This window comes from Catenuloplanes nepalensis (genome assembly GCF_030811575.1).
Lineage (GTDB): Bacteria > Actinomycetota > Actinomycetes > Mycobacteriales > Micromonosporaceae > Catenuloplanes > Catenuloplanes nepalensis.
Genome location: NZ_JAUSRA010000001.1, coordinates 1,485,808 through 1,502,500, shown reverse-complemented (window position 1 = coordinate 1,502,500; position 16,693 = coordinate 1,485,808). Strand labels below are relative to the sequence as shown.

Genomic DNA, 16,693 nt, shown 5'->3' with positions numbered 1-16,693 from the left:
CTCCCGCTGGCTGCCATACTCTACCCGGTCGGTTTCGCAACCCCAAATCCGGGTCCCCCCAGATCCGGTCGCACCACCCGGTTGCCCGGATTCCGTCCTCCCAGTGACTTTCGCCCTGTTCGTCCGGTTCCCCGTGGCGAAGAGAAAGTTACGCGGTCTCGACCAGCCCGCGCAAATCAGCGTTCACCAATGATATCCAGACGCTACGTAGCCGCTACGTCACGCGCTTACGCTGAGCCGAAGAACGCGAAGGTCCATATAGGATACGCGCGGTCCCCCGGACGGCCGCCGGAATCCTTCCTTTCCACACCATTCCCGCATCGGTTGCCCGGTGCGGTTCTTCAGCGTGTTTCCGGAGGTCAGCCGTGCGCTGGTTCATCATTCAGTCACTTCTCATGCTGCTGTCGACGTTCGTTCTGGGCTTCTTCGCCGGACGGTTCTCACACATGAGCCGGCGCCCGGAAAAGGTGACGCCGACGCCCGCGCCCGCGGAGACGGCGGACGACGAGCTGGAGCGCATCGAGGGCATCGGCTCAGCCATGGCCACCGCACTCCGCAACGCCGGCATCCGCACGTTCGCCCAGCTCGCGGCCGCTGACGACGCCACCAAGCGCGCCGCGATCCGGGCCGCCGGTCTCTCGTTCGCGCCCAGCCTCGCCACGTGGAGCCGCCAGGCCCGCCTCCTCGCCGACGGCGACGAGGCCGCGTTCCGCACCCTGACCGCCACACTGATCGCCGGCCGCCCCGAGCACCAGCCCGCCTCCCCGGTCGCGCCGGAGAACTCGCGGGCACCGGAGAACTCACGGGCAACGGCCTCCGCGGCAGCGCTCACCCGCGGGGACGCCTCCCCCGCGGCCGACGGTTCCGGCACGGCACCCGGCGGCTCCGCCGCGACCCGGCCCGGGCAGCCGCGGTCGTCCCGCCCCGGTAGGCAGAGCGCGAACCGTGCCGAGACTCCGATCGCGGACCGTGTCGCACAGTCCGGCGCGGTCCGCACCGAGCAGTCCAGCGCTCAACAGTCCAGCGCCCAGCAGTCCAGCGCTCAGCAGCCCAGCGCTGGCGGCGCTGAGCGATCCCGCGCTGTCCGCGCTGAGCGGCAGGGTGCGACGCGGGGCGCGGAGGTCGTGCGATGACGATGCGCCGACGCGTAGTCCTTGTCCGGCTGATCTCCGTGATCGGCATGGTCGCGGTCCTCGCGCTGCAATTCGGGCCGAACCGGCACCGGATGGAGGACGACCTCACCCGGCGCTCCGTGCGGGCGCTGACCGAAGCGGGCGGGCCGCCGGTCGAGGTCGCCTTCACCGGGCGGGACGGTGTGCTGCGAGCCGGCGACGAGGCGACCGCGAACCGGGCACGGGAGATCGTCGCGCGGTTGGAGGGCGTGCGCGCCGTGCGGACCGTCGTGCCACCGGTGTCCGTGCCCGTGCGTCCGCCGGCGCCGAACCTGCGGGTCGCGATCACGCACGGCCGGGTCGCGATCACCGGCACCGTGCCGGCCGGGACCGGCCGTGCACTGATCCGAGACGCCCTCGACGGCTTCGCCGCGACCGACGACCGGGTCACGGCGGGCGAGGTGACCGGCGACGGGCTCGCCGGGATTCCCGGGTTGCTCGGCGCGTTGCCACGGCAGTCGGAGGACCTCACGGTGGAGCTGCGGGACGGCGCGCTGACGCTGAGCGGCACCGCCGGGTCCGAGACCGAGTGGGTCGCGGTGACCGCGGCCGCCCGCGCCACCGGTCTTCCGCTCGTCGAACGGCTCGGTGTCGCCGACCTCGGTGCGCGGCTCGCCGACGTACCCCCGCTGCTGTTCCCGGATGGCAGTGCCTGGCTGTCGCCGCAGGCGCAGCGGAATCTGTGGCGCACCGCCGGGCTGCTGAACGCCTATCCCAGCGCGTCGGTCCGGATCGAGGGCCACACCGACGCGTTCGAGGCGGGCGATCCGCTCAGCGAGGAGCGGGCCACCGCCGTCCGCGACGTTCTCGTCTCGTTCGGCATCGACGGGGACCGCCTGACCACCAACGGCCTCGCCCATGATCGCCCCGACCGGCCCGACGACACCGACGACGGGCGCGCCCTCAACCGTCGCGCCGAACTCGTGGTCACCGGGCAGCTCAGTCCCTAGATTTCCGCCCGACAGCCCGGGGCGGCATCTCACCGTCCCGGGCGTTGGTCTCCGATCTCCCACGTCAACCGCCCGACAAGCGATAAAATGCGGCAGAACACCACCCTGGGGGTACGCATCAGCACGCGCCGACCCGGAACCCCGCGCCCGGTCCGCGAACTGCCGCCGGCCGCGCAGGTGCTCGACCGCGTCTTCGACGGCCGCCCGCTGCTCGCCGTGCTGCGCGGCCTGCCGATCGACCGGACCGTGGCGCTCGCCGAGGCCGTCTGGGACACCGGCCTCGGCGTGGTCGAGGTTCCGCTGCACGCCCCGTCCTCCCGGGACGCGCTCGCCGCGGTGGCCCGCCTCGGCGCCGAGCGCGGCGAGGTGGTCGGCGCCGGCGGCATCCTCACCCCCGGCCTGGTCCCGGTCGCCAGGGCCGCCGGCGCCGCCTTCACGCTGGCGCCCGGCTTCGACCCGGACGTCCTCCGCGACAGCCTCGCGGCCGGCCTCCCCCACCTCCCCGGCGCCACCACCCCCACCGAGATCCAGCACGCCCTCCGCACCGGCTGCCGCTGGCTCACCGCGTTCCCCGCCGCCACACTCGGCCCCGCCTGGCTCCAGGCCCTCCACGACGTCTTCCCACAGATCTCCCTGATCGCCACCGGCGGCATCACCACCATCGACGTCCCCGCCTTCCGCGCTGCCGGCGCGCGCTGCCTCTCCGTCGAGGCCCCGCTCCTCCAGCCGACCGCTCTCCCGGCCCTGCTGGCCGCGCTGAACTGACCGGCCGCACCCGCGGTGCGCTCGGCGGCGGGTGCGGTCCGGCAGGGTGGCGAGCCGATACGGCCGCGGGCGTGCGGTCGTTGCTCAGCGCGGTGTGAACCGGACGGTGACCTCGCCGGTGGCGGCCGGTGCGGTCACGTTCAGCGTCATCAGGATCAGGCGGTCGCCCCAGACCGCGTGCAGGTGCGGGTCGGTCAGCGCGATCTCCTCGACGCGGGGCCGCACGTGGTCCGGGAGCGCGATGCGTACCCCCCGGTGATCTTCTCGCAGCAGCAGGCGAAGCCTGATGTGCTCCGGGCGGTGGTCGAGACGCCAGGCGTCGGTCAGCGTGACCAGGTCGTCGTCGACGGTGAACGTGCGGCGCAGTGTTTCGATGCCGGCCTCGGGCGGATATGCGCCGGCCAGGTCGAGCGTGAAGATCTTTCCGGACAGCCGCACGTCGCGGGCCCGGAAACCCGGGCCGGGCACCTGCTCGTGGCCGTCGATCTCCGGGACGCTGTGGAACGCGGACCGGGTGAACCAGGCGCGGTAGCGGTCCGGGCCGAAGCTGTCCCGGTCGTAGACGCCGGTGCCCGCGTCGACCACGACCGGCTCGCCGCGCACGGCCAGCACGAAACTGCCGACGTCGTTGTGGTTGTGCGGCTCGTCGTTGTGGCCGGCCTTGGCGATCAGGTGCAGCGTGCCTCCGCGCAGCGCGGCCACCTGCGTCTCCGGCAGCCACTGCACCGGCGGCTCCGGGAAGTCCTGCGGGGGTGCGTCGCGCCAGGCCGGGTCGGTCAGCGCCGCGATCGCGCGGCCCATCGGGCTCGGCAGCGTGGTCAGCGGGTCGTCGCCGCGGGACGCCCGGGCGAACGCGGTGATCTCGGCGTCGCCGACCGCGCGGCCGAACCGGTGCAGCAGCGCGGGCGACAGGTGGTCCTTGCGGGCGCGGCCGTCCGTGCGCGGCACCCGGGCGCCACCGTCGCCGAAGCTGGCGCTCCACTCGCCGCCGAGGTGCGCGGTGAGCGGGAACCGCGCGATCCTGCGGACCAGACCATCAGACCAGATCTCCGCGGGTACGCCGAGCAGCTCCAACGCCTCGAACAGCCGCGCGCCGGAATGCCACCAGTAGGAGATGCCCTCCGGGCAGCCGCCGTCGGCGGGCACGCCGGCGAGGTAGGCGTCCAGGCTCGCCACGGCCGCCTCCAGGATGGGGGCGGGGTCGTCGCCGGTGAGCAGCGCGGCCGCGATGACGTTGTCGACGATCCACGGGTTCCAGTTCATCGGCGCGCCGAACCAGTGGTAGTCGCGTCCGTTCGTGCGGAACGGGTCGAGCACCCGGCGGCGGATCTCGTCGGTGACGCGCGCCGCCACGCCGGGGACCGTGGCGAACACCGCCGGGTGCAGGCGCAGGATCCAGGCGAGCGTGGCGGCGGTCTCGGCCGCGAACAGGTCGAGGTACGGGTGGGCGGGGTCGGGCACCACCCGGTCCGGGCCCAACGCCTGCTCGTCGTGGGCGGGCAGGCACCAGGTGGTCTCCTCGGCCAGCAGCCAGACGCCGTCGAGTACCTCGTCCGCGTAACGCCCGTGGTCACCGGTGAGCGCGAGCGCCAGCGCGGTGGCGTGCAGCCGGTGCCGGCGCGCGAAGTACGGATCCTCCCAGGCCAGGCGGCTGCCGTCGCGCAGGTGGGCGCGCCATCCGGTGAGCGTCGGCTGCGGCCATGGCGCGCCCAGCGTCTCGTCCGCGATCGCGGTGATCGAGTCCCGGGTGGCGGCCGGGACGCCGGCGAACGCGGCGTGGTCGACGACGGCGCGCGGCGTGAGCCGGCCCTCACGAAGGGCGGTGCTCAGCGGTCCGGGCCGGCCGGGGATCAGCGGTCCGGGCCGGCCGGGAATCGGCGGGTCAGGCTGGCCAGGCTGGTCGGTGCGCATGGCGGCCGAACGTAGCACCGGACGGATCCGGACACGACCGATCGTTCGGAGCCGAACACATTCAGATCGTTTCGAGCAGGCGCTGGTGCAGGCGGCGCAGGACCGGGCCGGGCTCGACCGCGAGGTCGGTGACCAGGCGGTCGCGGGTGCGACGGTAGAGGTCGAGCGCCTCCGGCAGCCGGTCGGACGCGTGCAGCGCCTGCATCAGCTGGGCGACGAAGCGCTCCCGGAGCGGATGCCGGCCGACCAGGCGGACCAGCTCGGGCACCAGCCGGCCGCCCTCACCCATCCGCAGCAGCGCGTCCAGCCGGTCGCCGATCGCGGCCAGCCGCAGCTCGTCCAGGCGCGGCGCCTCGGCCGCATGGATCGGGAGCGCGCCGAGGTCGGCCAGCGGCGGGCCGTGCCACAGGGCCAGAGCCTCGTCCAGCAACGGTACGGCCGCGGCCGGCGCCAGTGACCGCGCATCCGCGGTGAGGCGCTCGAAACGGTCCAGGTCGAGCGCGCCCGGCGGCACGTCCAGGCGGTAGCCGCCGGCCGCGGTGTGCACGGCGGGGACCGCCTTGCGCAGGCGGGAGACGTAGTTGCGGGCGGTGACGGTCGCGGTGGGCGGTGGGCGGTCGCCCCAGAGCAGGTCGACCAGGGTGCCGACGGCGACGATGCGCCCGGCGCGCAGCAGCAGGGCGGCGAGGATCGCGCGTTGCCGGGCGGCCGGGACCGGCACGGGCTCGCCGCCGCGCCGGACCTCGACCGGACCGAGCAGGCGGTATCGCAGTTCCGGGAGCGGGTCGTCGTCCATGGCGGTTACCGAACCAGTGCGGACGATCACCTGGCAAGCGTGCCGGACGGAACCGGACGTATCCGGACGGGCACGCACGGTTGTCGATTCACAAGTACTGTCTCATCTGCGGCACCAGAGTCAGGGGAGCTGTGGAATCGGTGGAGAAGCACATGTCCGACTGTCCGGATCCGTCCGGATCGGACAGTCCCGACGAGTTCACGGACGCGCTCGTCGCGCTCCGGGTGTGGGCGGGCAAGCCGTCGCTGCGCACGCTGCGCGACCTGGCCCGGCCGGCCGGGTCACTGCCGACCAGCACGGTGCACGAGATCCTCGGCGGGCGGCGGCTGCCGAACCTGCCCCGGCTGGAGTTCGTCGAGGCGTACGTGCGGGCATGCCTGCGCGCGCACGGCGGCGCCGGGCCGGCCGGGACCGAGGCGGAGCTGCGCCGGTGGCGGGACGCGTGGCGGCGGCTGACGTCGGACGGGCTCTACACGATCACCTTCGGCCCGCCGGCACCGTCGCCGGAGCCGATGTCCGCACTGTCACGGACGAGGCCCGCGGACTCGATGCCGCCGGCCGAGGTGATCGTGCCGGAGCTGCTGCCACCGGCCGACCCTCCACCTCGGACGGTCGTGCCGCGGCCGCGGCGGCGATCGGCCCGGGTGCTGGCCGCGGCCGGGCTGTTCGTGGCCGGGCTGGTGGTCGGGGCGGCCGGCGTCCGGCTGCTGCCGCGTCTCTCCGCCCGGCGATCCGCGCGACCGGGCTGAGCCGGGGTCGTCGGGGCTGAGCCGCGCGGTCGTCGGGCTGGATCAGCCGGCCGGGCCGAGCCGCGCGACTGAGCCGCGCCGCGCGGCCGGCTGAGCCGCGTTGTAGGGCTGGGTCGCGCGGTTGGGCTGGGTCGTGGCCGGGATCGGTGCCGCGCTATCCCGGCGCTACCGGGACGATGACGGCGGCGGCCATTCTTCGGCTCGGGATCGGCGGGGGCCGGTCCCGCACCGGAGGAAACAGTGAAGAGACACGTTCCGCGCCGCCTGGGCCTGACCCTCGTCCTCACTCTCGTAACTGGGTTGCTCGCCGTCGTCACGACCGGCAGCCCCGCACTCGCCACCACCAACTCGAACCAGATCACCGACGGCACGTTCGGCACCGGCACCGGCTCGTGGTGGGCCGGCTCGGGCGCCACGCTGCGCAACGAGAACAACGAGCTCTGCGCGGACGTCACCGGCGGCACCGCGGTCATCCACGACGTGATCATCGGCCGGTCCGGCGTGCAGCTGACGGCCGGCCGGTCCTACGCGCTGACCTTCGACGCCAAGTCCACCGCCGGCGTGCAGCTGCGCACCCGGGTGCAGGACGGCGCCGCGCCCTACACCGGCGTGCTCGACCAGGGCTTCAACGTCACCCCCGGCCTCCGGCGGTACGCGATGGCGTTCACCTCCACGCTCACCCGCACGGACGGGCAGGTCACGTTCCAGGTCGGCGGCTTCTCGTCCGCGATGACGTTCTGCTTCGACAACATCGCGCTGGTCGAGACGAACGAGGTCTCCAACGGCACGTTCGACGCCGGCATCCAGCACTGGTGGAAGGGGCGCGCACAGACCACGATCGCCGCCGAGTCCGGGCAGCTGCGCATCGACACGCCGGGCGGCACCACCAACCCGTGGGACGACATCGTCGGCCTCAGCGGCGTCACGCTGCGCGCCGGTAAGCAGTACAAGTTGACGTTCACCGGCTCCGCGACCGCGGCCCGGACGCTCCGGACCGTGGTGCAGACCGAGGCGTCACCGTGGACGTCGCCGCTGCTGCAGGACTTCGGGCTGACCACGAGCGCGCAGACGTTCTCCTGGACGTTCACGTCACCGCTGACGATCACGGCCGGGCAGCTGCTGTTCCAGATCGGCGGCACGGCCGGGTTCACCGCCCGGTTCGACAACGTGTCCATCGTGGAGCAGTTGCAGCTGGCCAACGACCCGGTGCTCTACTGGAACGACGTGCTCAAGCAGGCGATCCGCGAGTCGGTCGAGCCGCAGCGCACACCGACGAACCTGGCCCGGGCGGCCGCGGTGATGAACGCCGCGATCTTCGACGCGGTCACGTCCGTGACGAACATCGGCACGCCCTACGTCGGCCGGGTCACGGTGCCGGTCGACACACACGTCGCCTCGCTGGAGTCGGCGGTCAACATGGCCGCGTTCGACACGCTGCGGGTGCTCTTCCCGAACCTGACGTTCACCGACGAGCTGACCACCGCGCGTGGGCTGCTGCCGAACGGCACGATCACGCTGCAGCGCGACCGGGGTGAGGGGGTCGGCGCGGCCAGCGCGTCCGCGGTGCTGGCCAACCGGGCGAACGACGGTTCCGGCTCGACCGCGACGTACACGCCGAGCACCACGCCGGGCGCGTGGCGGCCGACGGACTCGGCCGCGCCGGTGACGCCGTTCTGGGGTCAGGTGCGGCCGTGGACGCTGACCAGCGGGGCGCAGTTCCGGCCGCCGCTGCCCGGCGGTTACAGCAGCTACTCCACGCTGCTGGCCAGTCAGGCCTACGCGGACCAGCTCAACGACGTGAAGAACCTGGGCCGGGCGACCGGCTCGACCCGGACCGCGGAGCAGACCGACATCGCGTTCTTCTGGGCGAACGACGTCCCCGGGACGTACAAGCCGCCGGGCCAGTTGCTGGAGCACACCGAGATCGTGGCGGCGCAGCGCGGCCTGGGCGTGCTGGAGCACGCGCGGCTGTTCGCGCTGGTGTCGCTGGCCCTGGCGGACGCGGCGATCGCGGCGTGGGACGCGAAGTACCTGACCGCGATCGACCTGTGGCGGCCGCAGTCCGCGGTCCAGAACGCGGACCAGGACGGCCGGGCCGACACCGTGAAGGACGCGGCCTGGCTGCCGCTGTCGATCAATCCGGCCGGGCAGCGGTTCTCGCCCGCGTTCCCGGCGTATGTCAGCGGACACGCCACGTTCGGCGGCGCCTGGGCGGCCGTGATGCGCAACTACTTCGGCATCGATCACCTGGAGATGCGGCTGACCACCGAGGACCCGAGCCGGCCGAACGTGGTCCGCACGCTGCCGAGCTTCACGGCCGCGGCCGCGGAGAACGGGCGAAGCCGGATCTACCTCGGCGTGCACTACCAGTGGGATGCGGACAACGGCATCGCCACCGGCACCCAGGTCGGCAACCAGGTGTTCGCGAACTACCTGCGGCCCTGATCGGCGAGGCCGGTGCGGGCGGGACAGCCCGTCCGCACCGGCCCTCCGGCACGAGCCGACACCCGTTCGGGTGTGACGTCGGCGACCAGGGTTGAAACGCACGCGGTGGGGTAATCGGGTTCGATGGCACACCGGGACGTCATCGCGATCGGCACGTCCGCCGGAGGGGTGGAGGCGCTGCGCGCGCTCGTCCAGGGCCTGCCGGCCGGGTTGCCCGCGGCCGTGCTCGTGGTCCTGCACATGTCGCGCGACTCACCGAGCGCGCTGCCGGCGATCCTGAGAAGGTGCAGCGCGCTGCCGGTCAGCGCCGCGGCCGACGGCGAGCGGATCGTGCCGGGGCACGTGTATGTGGCGACGCCCAACCGTCACCTGCTGCTGCTCGGCGACCGGCTGCGGATCAGCAACGGGCCGTCCGAGAACGGGCACCGGCCCGCGGTCGACCCGCTGTTCCGGTCCGTCGCGCGGTCCGCCGGGCCGCGGGCGATCGGCGTGGTGCTGTCCGGGTCACAGGCGGACGGCGCGTCCGGCGCCTACGACCTCGCGCTGCGCGGCGGCCTGACGGTGATCCAGGACCCGGACGACGCGCTGCACCCGTCGATGCCGAGGGCAGTGTCCGCGCGGCGGACGCCGGACCACGTCGCCACCGCGGCCGAGATGGGTGCCCTGCTGGCGAAGCTCACGACCGTACCCCTGCCCGAAGGTCTTGATCTGGATATGGATCCTCGCCTGGACGACGAGGTCGCGATCAGCGATGCCGAGGCCCGCACCACCGACCGGATTCCGGGCGCCACGCCCGCCGGGTTCGGCTGCCCGGACTGCGGCGGCGGCCTGTTCGAGGTGAGCGGCGCGCCGATTCCGCACTTCCGCTGCCGGATCGGGCATGCCTGGGCACCGGAGAGCCTGCTGGACGAGCAGGCGGTCGCGACCGAGGGCGCGCTCTGGACCGCGTTGCGCGCGCTCGAGGAGAAGGCGGCGCTGAGCCGGCGGATGGCCGACCGGGTGTACGCGGAGCGCTACCGGCAGACCGCGGACGACGCCGATCGTGCGATCCTCCTGATCCGCCACCTGCTCGACCGCATCGCCGGCCGCACCGGCCAGATCTGAGACGGACGCCGGCCGGCGCGGGACAGCGCCAGCCGGCACGGGACAGGCGGCGGTCAGCTCAGCATGACGCCCAGGCCGGTCGCCCGGATCAGCTGCGCCAGGTACGGCGAGACGCCGGTGAACCGGAGGCCGACCCGGCGCGCGACCGCGGTCTCCCGGACCACCATGAGCGCGCGCATCCCGGCCGCGTCCAGCAGCGGCACGCCGGCCAGGTCCACCTCCAGCCGGCTCGGCCGGCCCGCGGATATCGAGGCCAGCAGCCGTACCCGCAGCTCGGCCGCGACGTCCCGGTCGATCTCGCCATAGAGGCGGACGATCCGGGCGCGCCCGGGCCCGGCGGTCACCGTCATGCGCACGCCGAGTGCGTCGGACTCGCCCGGCCACGGCGGCACCACGTCGGTCAGCATCGCGGTTCGCAGCCAGGTCAGCGCGCGGCTGAGCAGGCGGGACACCTGCATCTGGGAGATGCCGAACCGCTCCGCGATCTCCGCCTGGCTCATGTTGCCCCAGAAGCGCAGCGCGAGCATGCGGCGGTCCCGGCGCGGCAGGCGCAGCAGCAGGTTCGCGAGCGTCGTCCGGTCCTCGACCGCGGCCATCTCCGGGTCGAGCGCGCCGAGCAGGTCCCCGATCTCGGTGTCGTCGTCGTCCGAGATCCGCCGGTTCAGCGACTCGGCCGAGTAGCCGGCCAGCGAGGTTCGGGCCGCGCGCACGTCGGCCTCGTCCACGTCGAGGAGGTCGGCGATCTCCGCGGGCGTCGGCGGCCGGGACAGCCGGGCGGTCAGCATGTCCGCGGCGCGCTTGACCTCGAGCCCGAGGTCCTGCAGGCGGCGCGGCACGTGCACGCCCCAGGTGTGGTCCCGGAAGTGCCGGCGCAGCTCACCCCGGATGGTCACCACGGCGAACGCGGTGAACGAGCCGCGATCCGCATCGTACCGGTCGACGGTCTTGACCAGCCCTATCCGCGCCACCTGTTCGAGGTCCTCGGCGGGCTCGCCGCGGCCGGTGTAACGACTCGCCAGGCGCCCGGCCAGCGGCATCGCGGCGCGGATCAGGTCCTCCCGCAGCCGCTCGCGCTCCGTCTCCTCCACACCCACCCGGGCCCGTGCGTACTCCTCGGCGCAGATGTCGAGGTCAAGCTCCTCACCGACGAATGCCGACATGCGGCGGCCCCACTCTCCGAATACCGCGAACCCGATTCGGCCTCGCGGTTCCCGTTCCTTCCCTGGATCTCACCCCCGAAACCACAATCAAGCGACAGACTGACACAGCCGAGTGCTAAACGTAATTATCCGATCACTCTCGGTTCTGAAGATGGCCCGTTTGGCACCCTTCCGCCCGGGTACCCGTGCCCTGCATAACCACTCTGGAGGGGCTACCGCATGGAAGCGCGCAAGATCGTCGACGCGGTGAAGGATGCCGTGGAAGCCGTCACCGAACCCACGGTCCCCGGCACACCGGGGAGCGGCACGCCGACCGTGGAGGAGCCGACGACGCCACGGGAGCCACTGCCGCCGAAGAGCGATCAGGGCACGCCCGAGCCCGTCACGCCGACCGGCTTCGACACCGGGGCGCCGAAGACCGCCCGCGGACAGCAGGGCGCGTACCTCACCACCGCGCAGGGGGCCCGGCTTCGCGACACGGACCACTCGCTGAAGGCCGGCCCGCGCGGACCGATCCTGATGCAGGACCACCACTTCCGCGAGAAGATCACGCACTTCGACCACGAGCGCATCCCGGAGCGCGTGGTGCACGCCCGTGGCGCCGGCGCGCACGGCGTCTTCACCGCCTACGGCAGCGCGGAGACGATCACCAGCGCCGGGTTCCTGAAGAAGAACGCGGAGACGCCGGTCTTCGTCCGGTTCTCCACCGTGCTCGGCTCGCGCGGCTCCGCCGACACGGTCCGCGACACCCGTGGCTTCGCCACCAAGTTCTACACCAGCGAGGGTACGTTCGACCTGGTCGCGAACAACATCCCGGTCTTCTTCATCCAGGACGCGATCAAGTTCCCGGACATCATCCACGCCGCGAAGCCGCACCCGGACCGGGAGATCCCGCAGGCGCAGAGCGCGCACGACACGTTCTGGGACTTCGTGTCGCTGCACACCGAGGCGCAGCACCACACCATGTGGAACATGTCCGACCGGGGCATCCCACGCTCGTACCGGCACATGGAGGGCTTCGGCGTCCACACGTTCCGGCTGGTCGACGACGCCGGCGAGACCGTGCTGGTCAAGTTCCACTGGAAGCCGAAGCTCGGCACGCACTCGCTGGTCTGGGAGGAGGCGCAGCTGATCGCGGGCATCGACCCGGACTACCACCGGCGCGACCTCTACGACGCGATCGAGGCGGGCGCGTTCCCGGAGTACGAGCTCGGCGTGCAGGTCTTCCCGGACACGCCGGACGAGACGTTCGCCGGCATCGACCTGCTCGACCCGACCAAGATCGTGCCGGAGGAGCTGGCCGAGGTGCAGCCGATCGGCCGCCTCGTGCTCAACCGCAACCCCACGAACTTCTTCGCCGAGGTCGAGCAGGTGGCGTTCCACCTCGGGCACCTGCCGCCCGGCATCGACGTCACCAACGACCCGCTGCTGCAGGGCCGGCTCTTCTCCTACGTCGACACACAGCTGACCCGGCTCGGCGGCCCGAACTACTCGCACATCCCGATCAACCGGCCGCACGCGCCGGTCAACGACATGCTCCGGGACGGCTTCCACCAGCAGGGCGTGCACGCGGGCGTGGCCCCGTACAAGCCGAACTCACTCGACGGCGGCAACCCGTTCGAGACCACCGAGAAGGCGTTCGCCGACCTGCCGGCCCGGGTCGCCGAGTCGACCAAGGTACGCGCGAACCCGGTCTCGTTCGACGACCACTACTCGCAGGTGCGCCTCTTCTGGCAGAGCATGACGCCGGTCGAGAAGGAGCACATCGTCTCCGCGTACACGTTCGAGCTCGGCAAGTGCTACGAGCAGACGATCAAGGAGCGTCAGCTGCTCGCGCTCGCCAACATCGACGCGGACCTGTGCGCGCAGGTCGCGGCCGGCCTCGGCCTGCCCGCGCCGGCCGCCTCGATCGAGCCGGTCGAGGTCGCACCCAGCCCCGCACTGTCCCAGATCGGCCAGGAGTGGCCGGCCGACGGCCGGATCATCGGCATCGTGGTCGGCCCGGACGGTGCCGACGGCGCCGGCGCGGTCCGCGAGGCGATCCTCGCGGCCGGCGCGCTGCCGCTGATCATCGGCCCGGTCGGCGGGCACGCCGGCGGCCTGGTCGTGCAGCGCACGTTCAACACCGCGCGCTCCGTCGAGTTCGACGCGATCCTGGTCGCGGACGCGGCCGCCCCGGCCGCCGACGCGATCCCCGCGCGGGACGCCAAGGCCGGCGCGGTCGCCACGGTCACGGTCGACCCGCGGGTGCGGCTGCTCGTCGAGGAGGCCTGGCGGCACGCCAAGCCGGTCGGCGCCTGGGGCTCCGGCACCGCGGTGCTGGAGCAGGCCGGCATCGCCGGCACGCCCGGCGTCTTCGAAGCCGAGTCCGGCACCGGCGCGCTCACCACGCTCCAGCAGTTCCTGGCGCTGCACCGCGTGTGGGAACGATTCCCGGCCACGCTCGCCTGATCCCCCCGGCGAGCAGCCCTTCTCAACGAAGAGGAGAACAGATGACCACCGCTCGCGAGATCATGACACCGGACGCCACCTGCGTCGGCGAGCAGGAGACGCTCGCCGACGCCGCCCGCAAGATGGCCGAGCTGGAGGTCGGCGCGCTGCCGATCTGCGGCACCGACAACCGCCTGAAGGGCATGCTCACCGACCGGGACATCGTCGTGAAGGCCGTCGCGCAGGGCCGCAACCCCGCCGACGTCCGCGCCGGCGAACTGGCCCAGGGCAAGCCGGTCACCATCGGTGCGGACGACGACACCGCGGAGATCCTCCGCACCATGAGCAAGCACCAGGTCCGCCGCCTCCCGGTCATCGACGGCCACGACCTGGTCGGGATGGTCGCGCTGGCCGACGTGGCCCGCGCGCTCCCCGACAAGCCCACCGGCGACCTGCTCGACGCCATCAGCAAGCCCTGACCGACCGCCGCTCCATCCACCCGGAGGGTGTCCCGCTGGTTCAGCGGGGCGCCCTCCGGGCTTGTGCGATGGCTCTGGCGCGCTCTCCGGTTCTGACGCCGTGCGCATCTGCGGACTCTTCGGGACCTGGCGCCGTGCGCGTGGGTCAGGTGCGCAGGGTGTGGGCGGGGGTCTCGCCGAAGAGGGTGCGGTAGTGGCCGGCGAAGCGGCCGGCGTTGGCGAAGCCCCAGCGGTGGGCCACGTCGCGGACCGTGACGCCGCTGGACGGATCGGCGGCACGGAGTTCCTGGTGGACGCGTTCCAGCCGGATGCGGCGCAGGTATTCCAGTGGCGTGGTCTCCAGGTGGCGGCGGAACGCGGACTGCAGGCCGCGCGGCCCGACGCCGGCCGCCGCCGCGATCTCGGTGATCGTCAGCGGGCAGGCCGCGCGCTCCTCCATGAACGCGATCGCCCGCCGGACCGCCGCCCTCGGCTCGCGCGCGGGGCCGCGCCAGGAGCCGGCGGTCATCGTGGTGTTCGGGAAGACCGACAGCGCGGACGTGGCGGCCAGTCGGCGCAGCTGGTCGGCCAGCAGCGGTGGCAGGTCCAGCGCGGGCGCGGTGATCTGCCGGACCAGGTAACCGGTGGTCTCCGCCCAATGCCGGCGCAGCTGGTCGGAGACCGGCGTGAACGCCTCGAACCGCAGCCCCGGCTCGCCGGCGACCGCGGCGACGTAGGAGAGCGGCACCTGGACGAACAGCATGGCGGTGTTGCCGTACTCGCCGCCGGACGTGATGCCCTCGGGGTAGACGACGCCGTCGCCGGCGCCCAGTAGAATCTCCGAGCGGCCGATCCGGATTCGCGCCTTGCCGCCGACGATCACCCCGGCCGTGACCATCGGCATCGGCGGCACGTCCGCGGAGTAGTGGACGCCGGTCAGCCGGACCCGGAACGCGCCGAGATCACGGTACGAGGCCGACCGGACCGCGAGATCCGTCGTCTCCGCGCCCGCGAACGAGACCCGGGCCCGGTGCCGGATGATCCGGTTGACCGCGTCGGCCACCACCTCCCGGTCATGCGTGACGACCTCCATGCGCTGCGGCGTGTCCACGACATGACCTCCCGGAAACGCTGCCGAACCGCGAGATTACCTCCGCTACACGTACCCGATGGGATGAGTTTCGCGAAGCACCTCCGCCACGGTGATTTTCAGCAGCGCCGGGTGGACGCCGGGATCGGGCGAATCACCTCGTTCCGCACGCACGCCGTGCCAGAGCGCGCGGTGCCTGGGCCGGTCCGGCGGCGGGCCCCAGCGGCTCGGCGGCATCGGGCCGAACAGCGTGACCGACGGCGTGCCGAACGCGGTGGCCAGGTGCGCGACGCCGGTGTCACCGCTGATCAGCAACCGGGCGTGCGCGATCAGCCCGGCCAGCTCGGCCAGCCCGGTCTCCGGCACCGCCCGCGGCCCGAGCCCGGCGCGATCGGCCACGTCGAGCGCGAGTTCCCGCTCGGACGCCGACCCGGTCACCAGGATCCGGTGCCCGTCCCCGGCCAGCGCGCGGGCGACCTGTGCGTAGCGGTCGGCCGGCCAGCGCCGGGACGGTGACTTCGCTCCGGGATGAATGATCGTCACGCCGTGCGGCACGTCCACCGCCGGCGGCCGAAGATCAAGATCAACGTCATTCGCGGGTACGCCGTAGTGGCGGATCAGGCGCAGCCAGCGCGACACCTCGTGCTCCTCGTCCGACCACTCCGGACCGCTCGGGAATCCCGGGCAGGCGAACGCCCAGAGCGCTCCCGGCCGTACCCCCAGAAGGGTGTGATGGCTCTGTGGGCCCCGGCCGTGCAGGTTGACCGCGAGCGTGACGCCCGGAAGCACCGGCAGCGGCGCGTCCAGCCCGGCGCAGGGCACCACCCGGTCGACGCCGCCGATCAGGTCGATCAGCGGCGTCAGCCAGGCCGGCGCGGCCAGCGCCAGCTCGTCGTCGCCGAACGCGGCCCGCAGCGCGCGCAGCGCCGGCACGCCGGTGGCGAGATCGCCGACGCCGAGCGCGCGGAGCACCAGGATCACGGGTACGAGCTCTCCCGCTCGGCCGCGATGACCAGCTCGCGGACCGCGGACCCGGCCGGCTGCCGGAGCGCGAACAGGACCGCGTCCGCCACGTTCGCCGGGTCGTTGAGCACCGCGTCCGGCCCCGGCCTGTAGCGCTCGTCGCGCTCGTCGAAGAACTTCGTCCGCATGCCGCCCGGGATGACCAGCGTGACGCCGACCGTGCCGGCCAGCTCGGCCGCGAGCGCGCGGGTGAAGCCGACCACGCCGAACTTCGCCGCGCAGTACGCGGTGGCGTCGCTGACCGCCTTGATCCCGAGCGTGGACGAGATCGTGACGACGCCGCCGTGCGAGGCCTCCAGCGCGGGCAGCGCCGCCCGGATCACCGCGGCCGTCGCCAGCAGGTCGACCATGACGATCCGGTCCCAGACGTCGCCCGGCACGTCCCGCAGCGCGCCCGGCACGTCGAAGCCGGCCGCGGTGACCACGCCGTCGAGCGAGCCGCCGGCCCGCTCGATCAGCTCGCGGGTCGCGTTCTCGGCCGCGCGCGTGTCCGCCAGGTCGCACTCGATCCACTCGACGCCGTCCGCGGGCGCCTGGCGGTCGATGACCAGCGGGCGACCGCCGGCCTTGGCGACGGCGTCGACGACCGCGGCGCCGAGGCCGCTCGACCCGCCGGTGACGATGACAGCATCCATGATGA

Annotated in this window: 14 protein-coding genes; 8 read left to right on the top strand and 6 right to left on the bottom strand. The window is 73.1% G+C overall.

Features of this window, described 5'->3' with window-relative positions; translation table 11 throughout:
* The first annotated feature begins 446 nt into the window (after nt 1-446).
* The 3 genes from J2S43_RS06175 to J2S43_RS06165 all read left to right on the top strand — a co-directional run bounded on the left by J2S43_RS06175 (nt 447) and on the right by J2S43_RS06165 (nt 2,887).
* On the top strand, nt 447-1,133 hold the full coding sequence (locus J2S43_RS06175) for a helix-hairpin-helix domain-containing protein (protein ID WP_306827612.1): 687 nt from the start codon (nt 447-449) through the stop codon (nt 1,131-1,133).
* Entirely contained in the window at nt 1,130-2,122 is a 993-nt protein-coding gene (locus J2S43_RS06170) for an OmpA family protein (RefSeq protein WP_306827611.1), read from the top strand. Before J2S43_RS06175 ends, J2S43_RS06170 begins: the two co-directional genes overlap by 4 nt.
* Before the next feature lie 87 nt (nt 2,123-2,209).
* Entirely contained in the window at nt 2,210-2,887 is a 678-nt protein-coding gene (locus J2S43_RS06165; protein ID WP_306827610.1) for a bifunctional 4-hydroxy-2-oxoglutarate aldolase/2-dehydro-3-deoxy-phosphogluconate aldolase, read from the top strand.
* 84 nt (nt 2,888-2,971) lie between these two features.
* On the opposite strand, the gene J2S43_RS06160 is transcribed toward J2S43_RS06165, so the two are convergent.
* Both J2S43_RS06160 and J2S43_RS06155 read right to left on the bottom strand, forming a co-directional pair.
* Entirely contained in the window at nt 2,972-4,798 is a 1,827-nt protein-coding gene (locus tag J2S43_RS06160) for a heparinase II/III domain-containing protein (RefSeq protein WP_306827609.1), read from the bottom strand.
* Between the two features lie 61 nt (nt 4,799-4,859).
* Nucleotides 4,860-5,594, bottom strand: coding sequence for an AfsR/SARP family transcriptional regulator (locus J2S43_RS06155; RefSeq protein WP_306827608.1), 735 nt, complete (start codon nt 5,592-5,594; stop codon nt 4,860-4,862).
* Between the two features lie 152 nt (nt 5,595-5,746).
* On the opposite strand from J2S43_RS06155, the gene J2S43_RS06150 reads away from it, so the two are divergent.
* The 3 genes from J2S43_RS06150 (at nt 5,747) to J2S43_RS06140 (ending at nt 9,892) form a co-directional block, all read left to right on the top strand.
* Nucleotides 5,747-6,343 (top strand): hypothetical protein, encoded by a 597-nt coding sequence (locus J2S43_RS06150; protein ID WP_306827607.1) that lies wholly within the window; start codon nt 5,747-5,749, stop codon nt 6,341-6,343.
* Nucleotides 6,344-6,643: 300 nt separating this feature from the next.
* Nucleotides 6,644-8,788, top strand: a complete 2,145-nt coding sequence (locus tag J2S43_RS06145; RefSeq protein WP_306827606.1) for a carbohydrate binding domain-containing protein — start codon at nt 6,644-6,646, stop codon at nt 8,786-8,788.
* Between the two features lie 123 nt (nt 8,789-8,911).
* A complete protein-coding gene (locus J2S43_RS06140) occupies nt 8,912-9,892 on the top strand; it encodes a chemotaxis protein CheB (RefSeq protein ID WP_306827605.1) in 981 nt (326 codons plus the stop codon).
* A gap of 53 nt (nt 9,893-9,945) precedes the next feature.
* Here the strand turns inward: J2S43_RS06140 and J2S43_RS06135 are convergent, their stop codons facing one another.
* Nucleotides 9,946-11,052 (bottom strand): SigB/SigF/SigG family RNA polymerase sigma factor, encoded by a 1,107-nt coding sequence (locus J2S43_RS06135; protein ID WP_306827603.1) that lies wholly within the window; start codon nt 11,050-11,052, stop codon nt 9,946-9,948.
* 219 nt (nt 11,053-11,271) lie between these two features.
* Between J2S43_RS06135 and J2S43_RS06130 the strand changes: the two genes are divergently transcribed.
* Together J2S43_RS06130 and J2S43_RS06125 are read left to right on the top strand one after the other, a co-directional pair.
* Nucleotides 11,272-13,503 carry a catalase gene (locus tag J2S43_RS06130; RefSeq protein WP_306827602.1) on the top strand — a complete coding sequence of 744 codons (2,232 nt, stop codon included), beginning with the start codon at nt 11,272-11,274 and terminating at the stop codon, nt 13,501-13,503.
* A gap of 41 nt (nt 13,504-13,544) precedes the next feature.
* The gene (locus J2S43_RS06125) at nt 13,545-13,961 is read left to right on the top strand and encodes a CBS domain-containing protein (RefSeq protein ID WP_306827601.1); all 417 of its coding nucleotides are present in this window, start codon (nt 13,545-13,547) and stop codon (nt 13,959-13,961) included.
* A 145-nt stretch (nt 13,962-14,106) separates the two neighbouring features.
* Here J2S43_RS06125 and J2S43_RS06120 read toward each other — a convergent pair whose 3' ends face one another.
* The 3 genes from J2S43_RS06120 to J2S43_RS06110 are packed head-to-tail and all read right to left on the bottom strand — an operon-like array spanning nt 14,107 to nt 16,688.
* Nucleotides 14,107-15,051: an AraC family transcriptional regulator gene (locus J2S43_RS06120; RefSeq protein WP_306827600.1), complete on the bottom strand. Its 945-nt coding sequence runs from the start codon at nt 15,049-15,051 to the stop codon at nt 14,107-14,109.
* 45 nt (nt 15,052-15,096) lie between these two features.
* Nucleotides 15,097-16,011 carry a glycosyltransferase family 9 protein gene (locus J2S43_RS06115; protein ID WP_306827599.1) on the bottom strand — a complete coding sequence of 305 codons (915 nt, stop codon included), beginning with the start codon at nt 16,009-16,011 and terminating at the stop codon, nt 15,097-15,099.
* Nucleotides 16,008-16,688, bottom strand: a complete 681-nt coding sequence (locus tag J2S43_RS06110; RefSeq protein ID WP_306827598.1) for an SDR family oxidoreductase — start codon at nt 16,686-16,688, stop codon at nt 16,008-16,010. Before J2S43_RS06110 ends, J2S43_RS06115 begins: the two co-directional genes overlap by 4 nt.
* Nucleotides 16,689-16,693 lie beyond the last annotated feature (5 nt).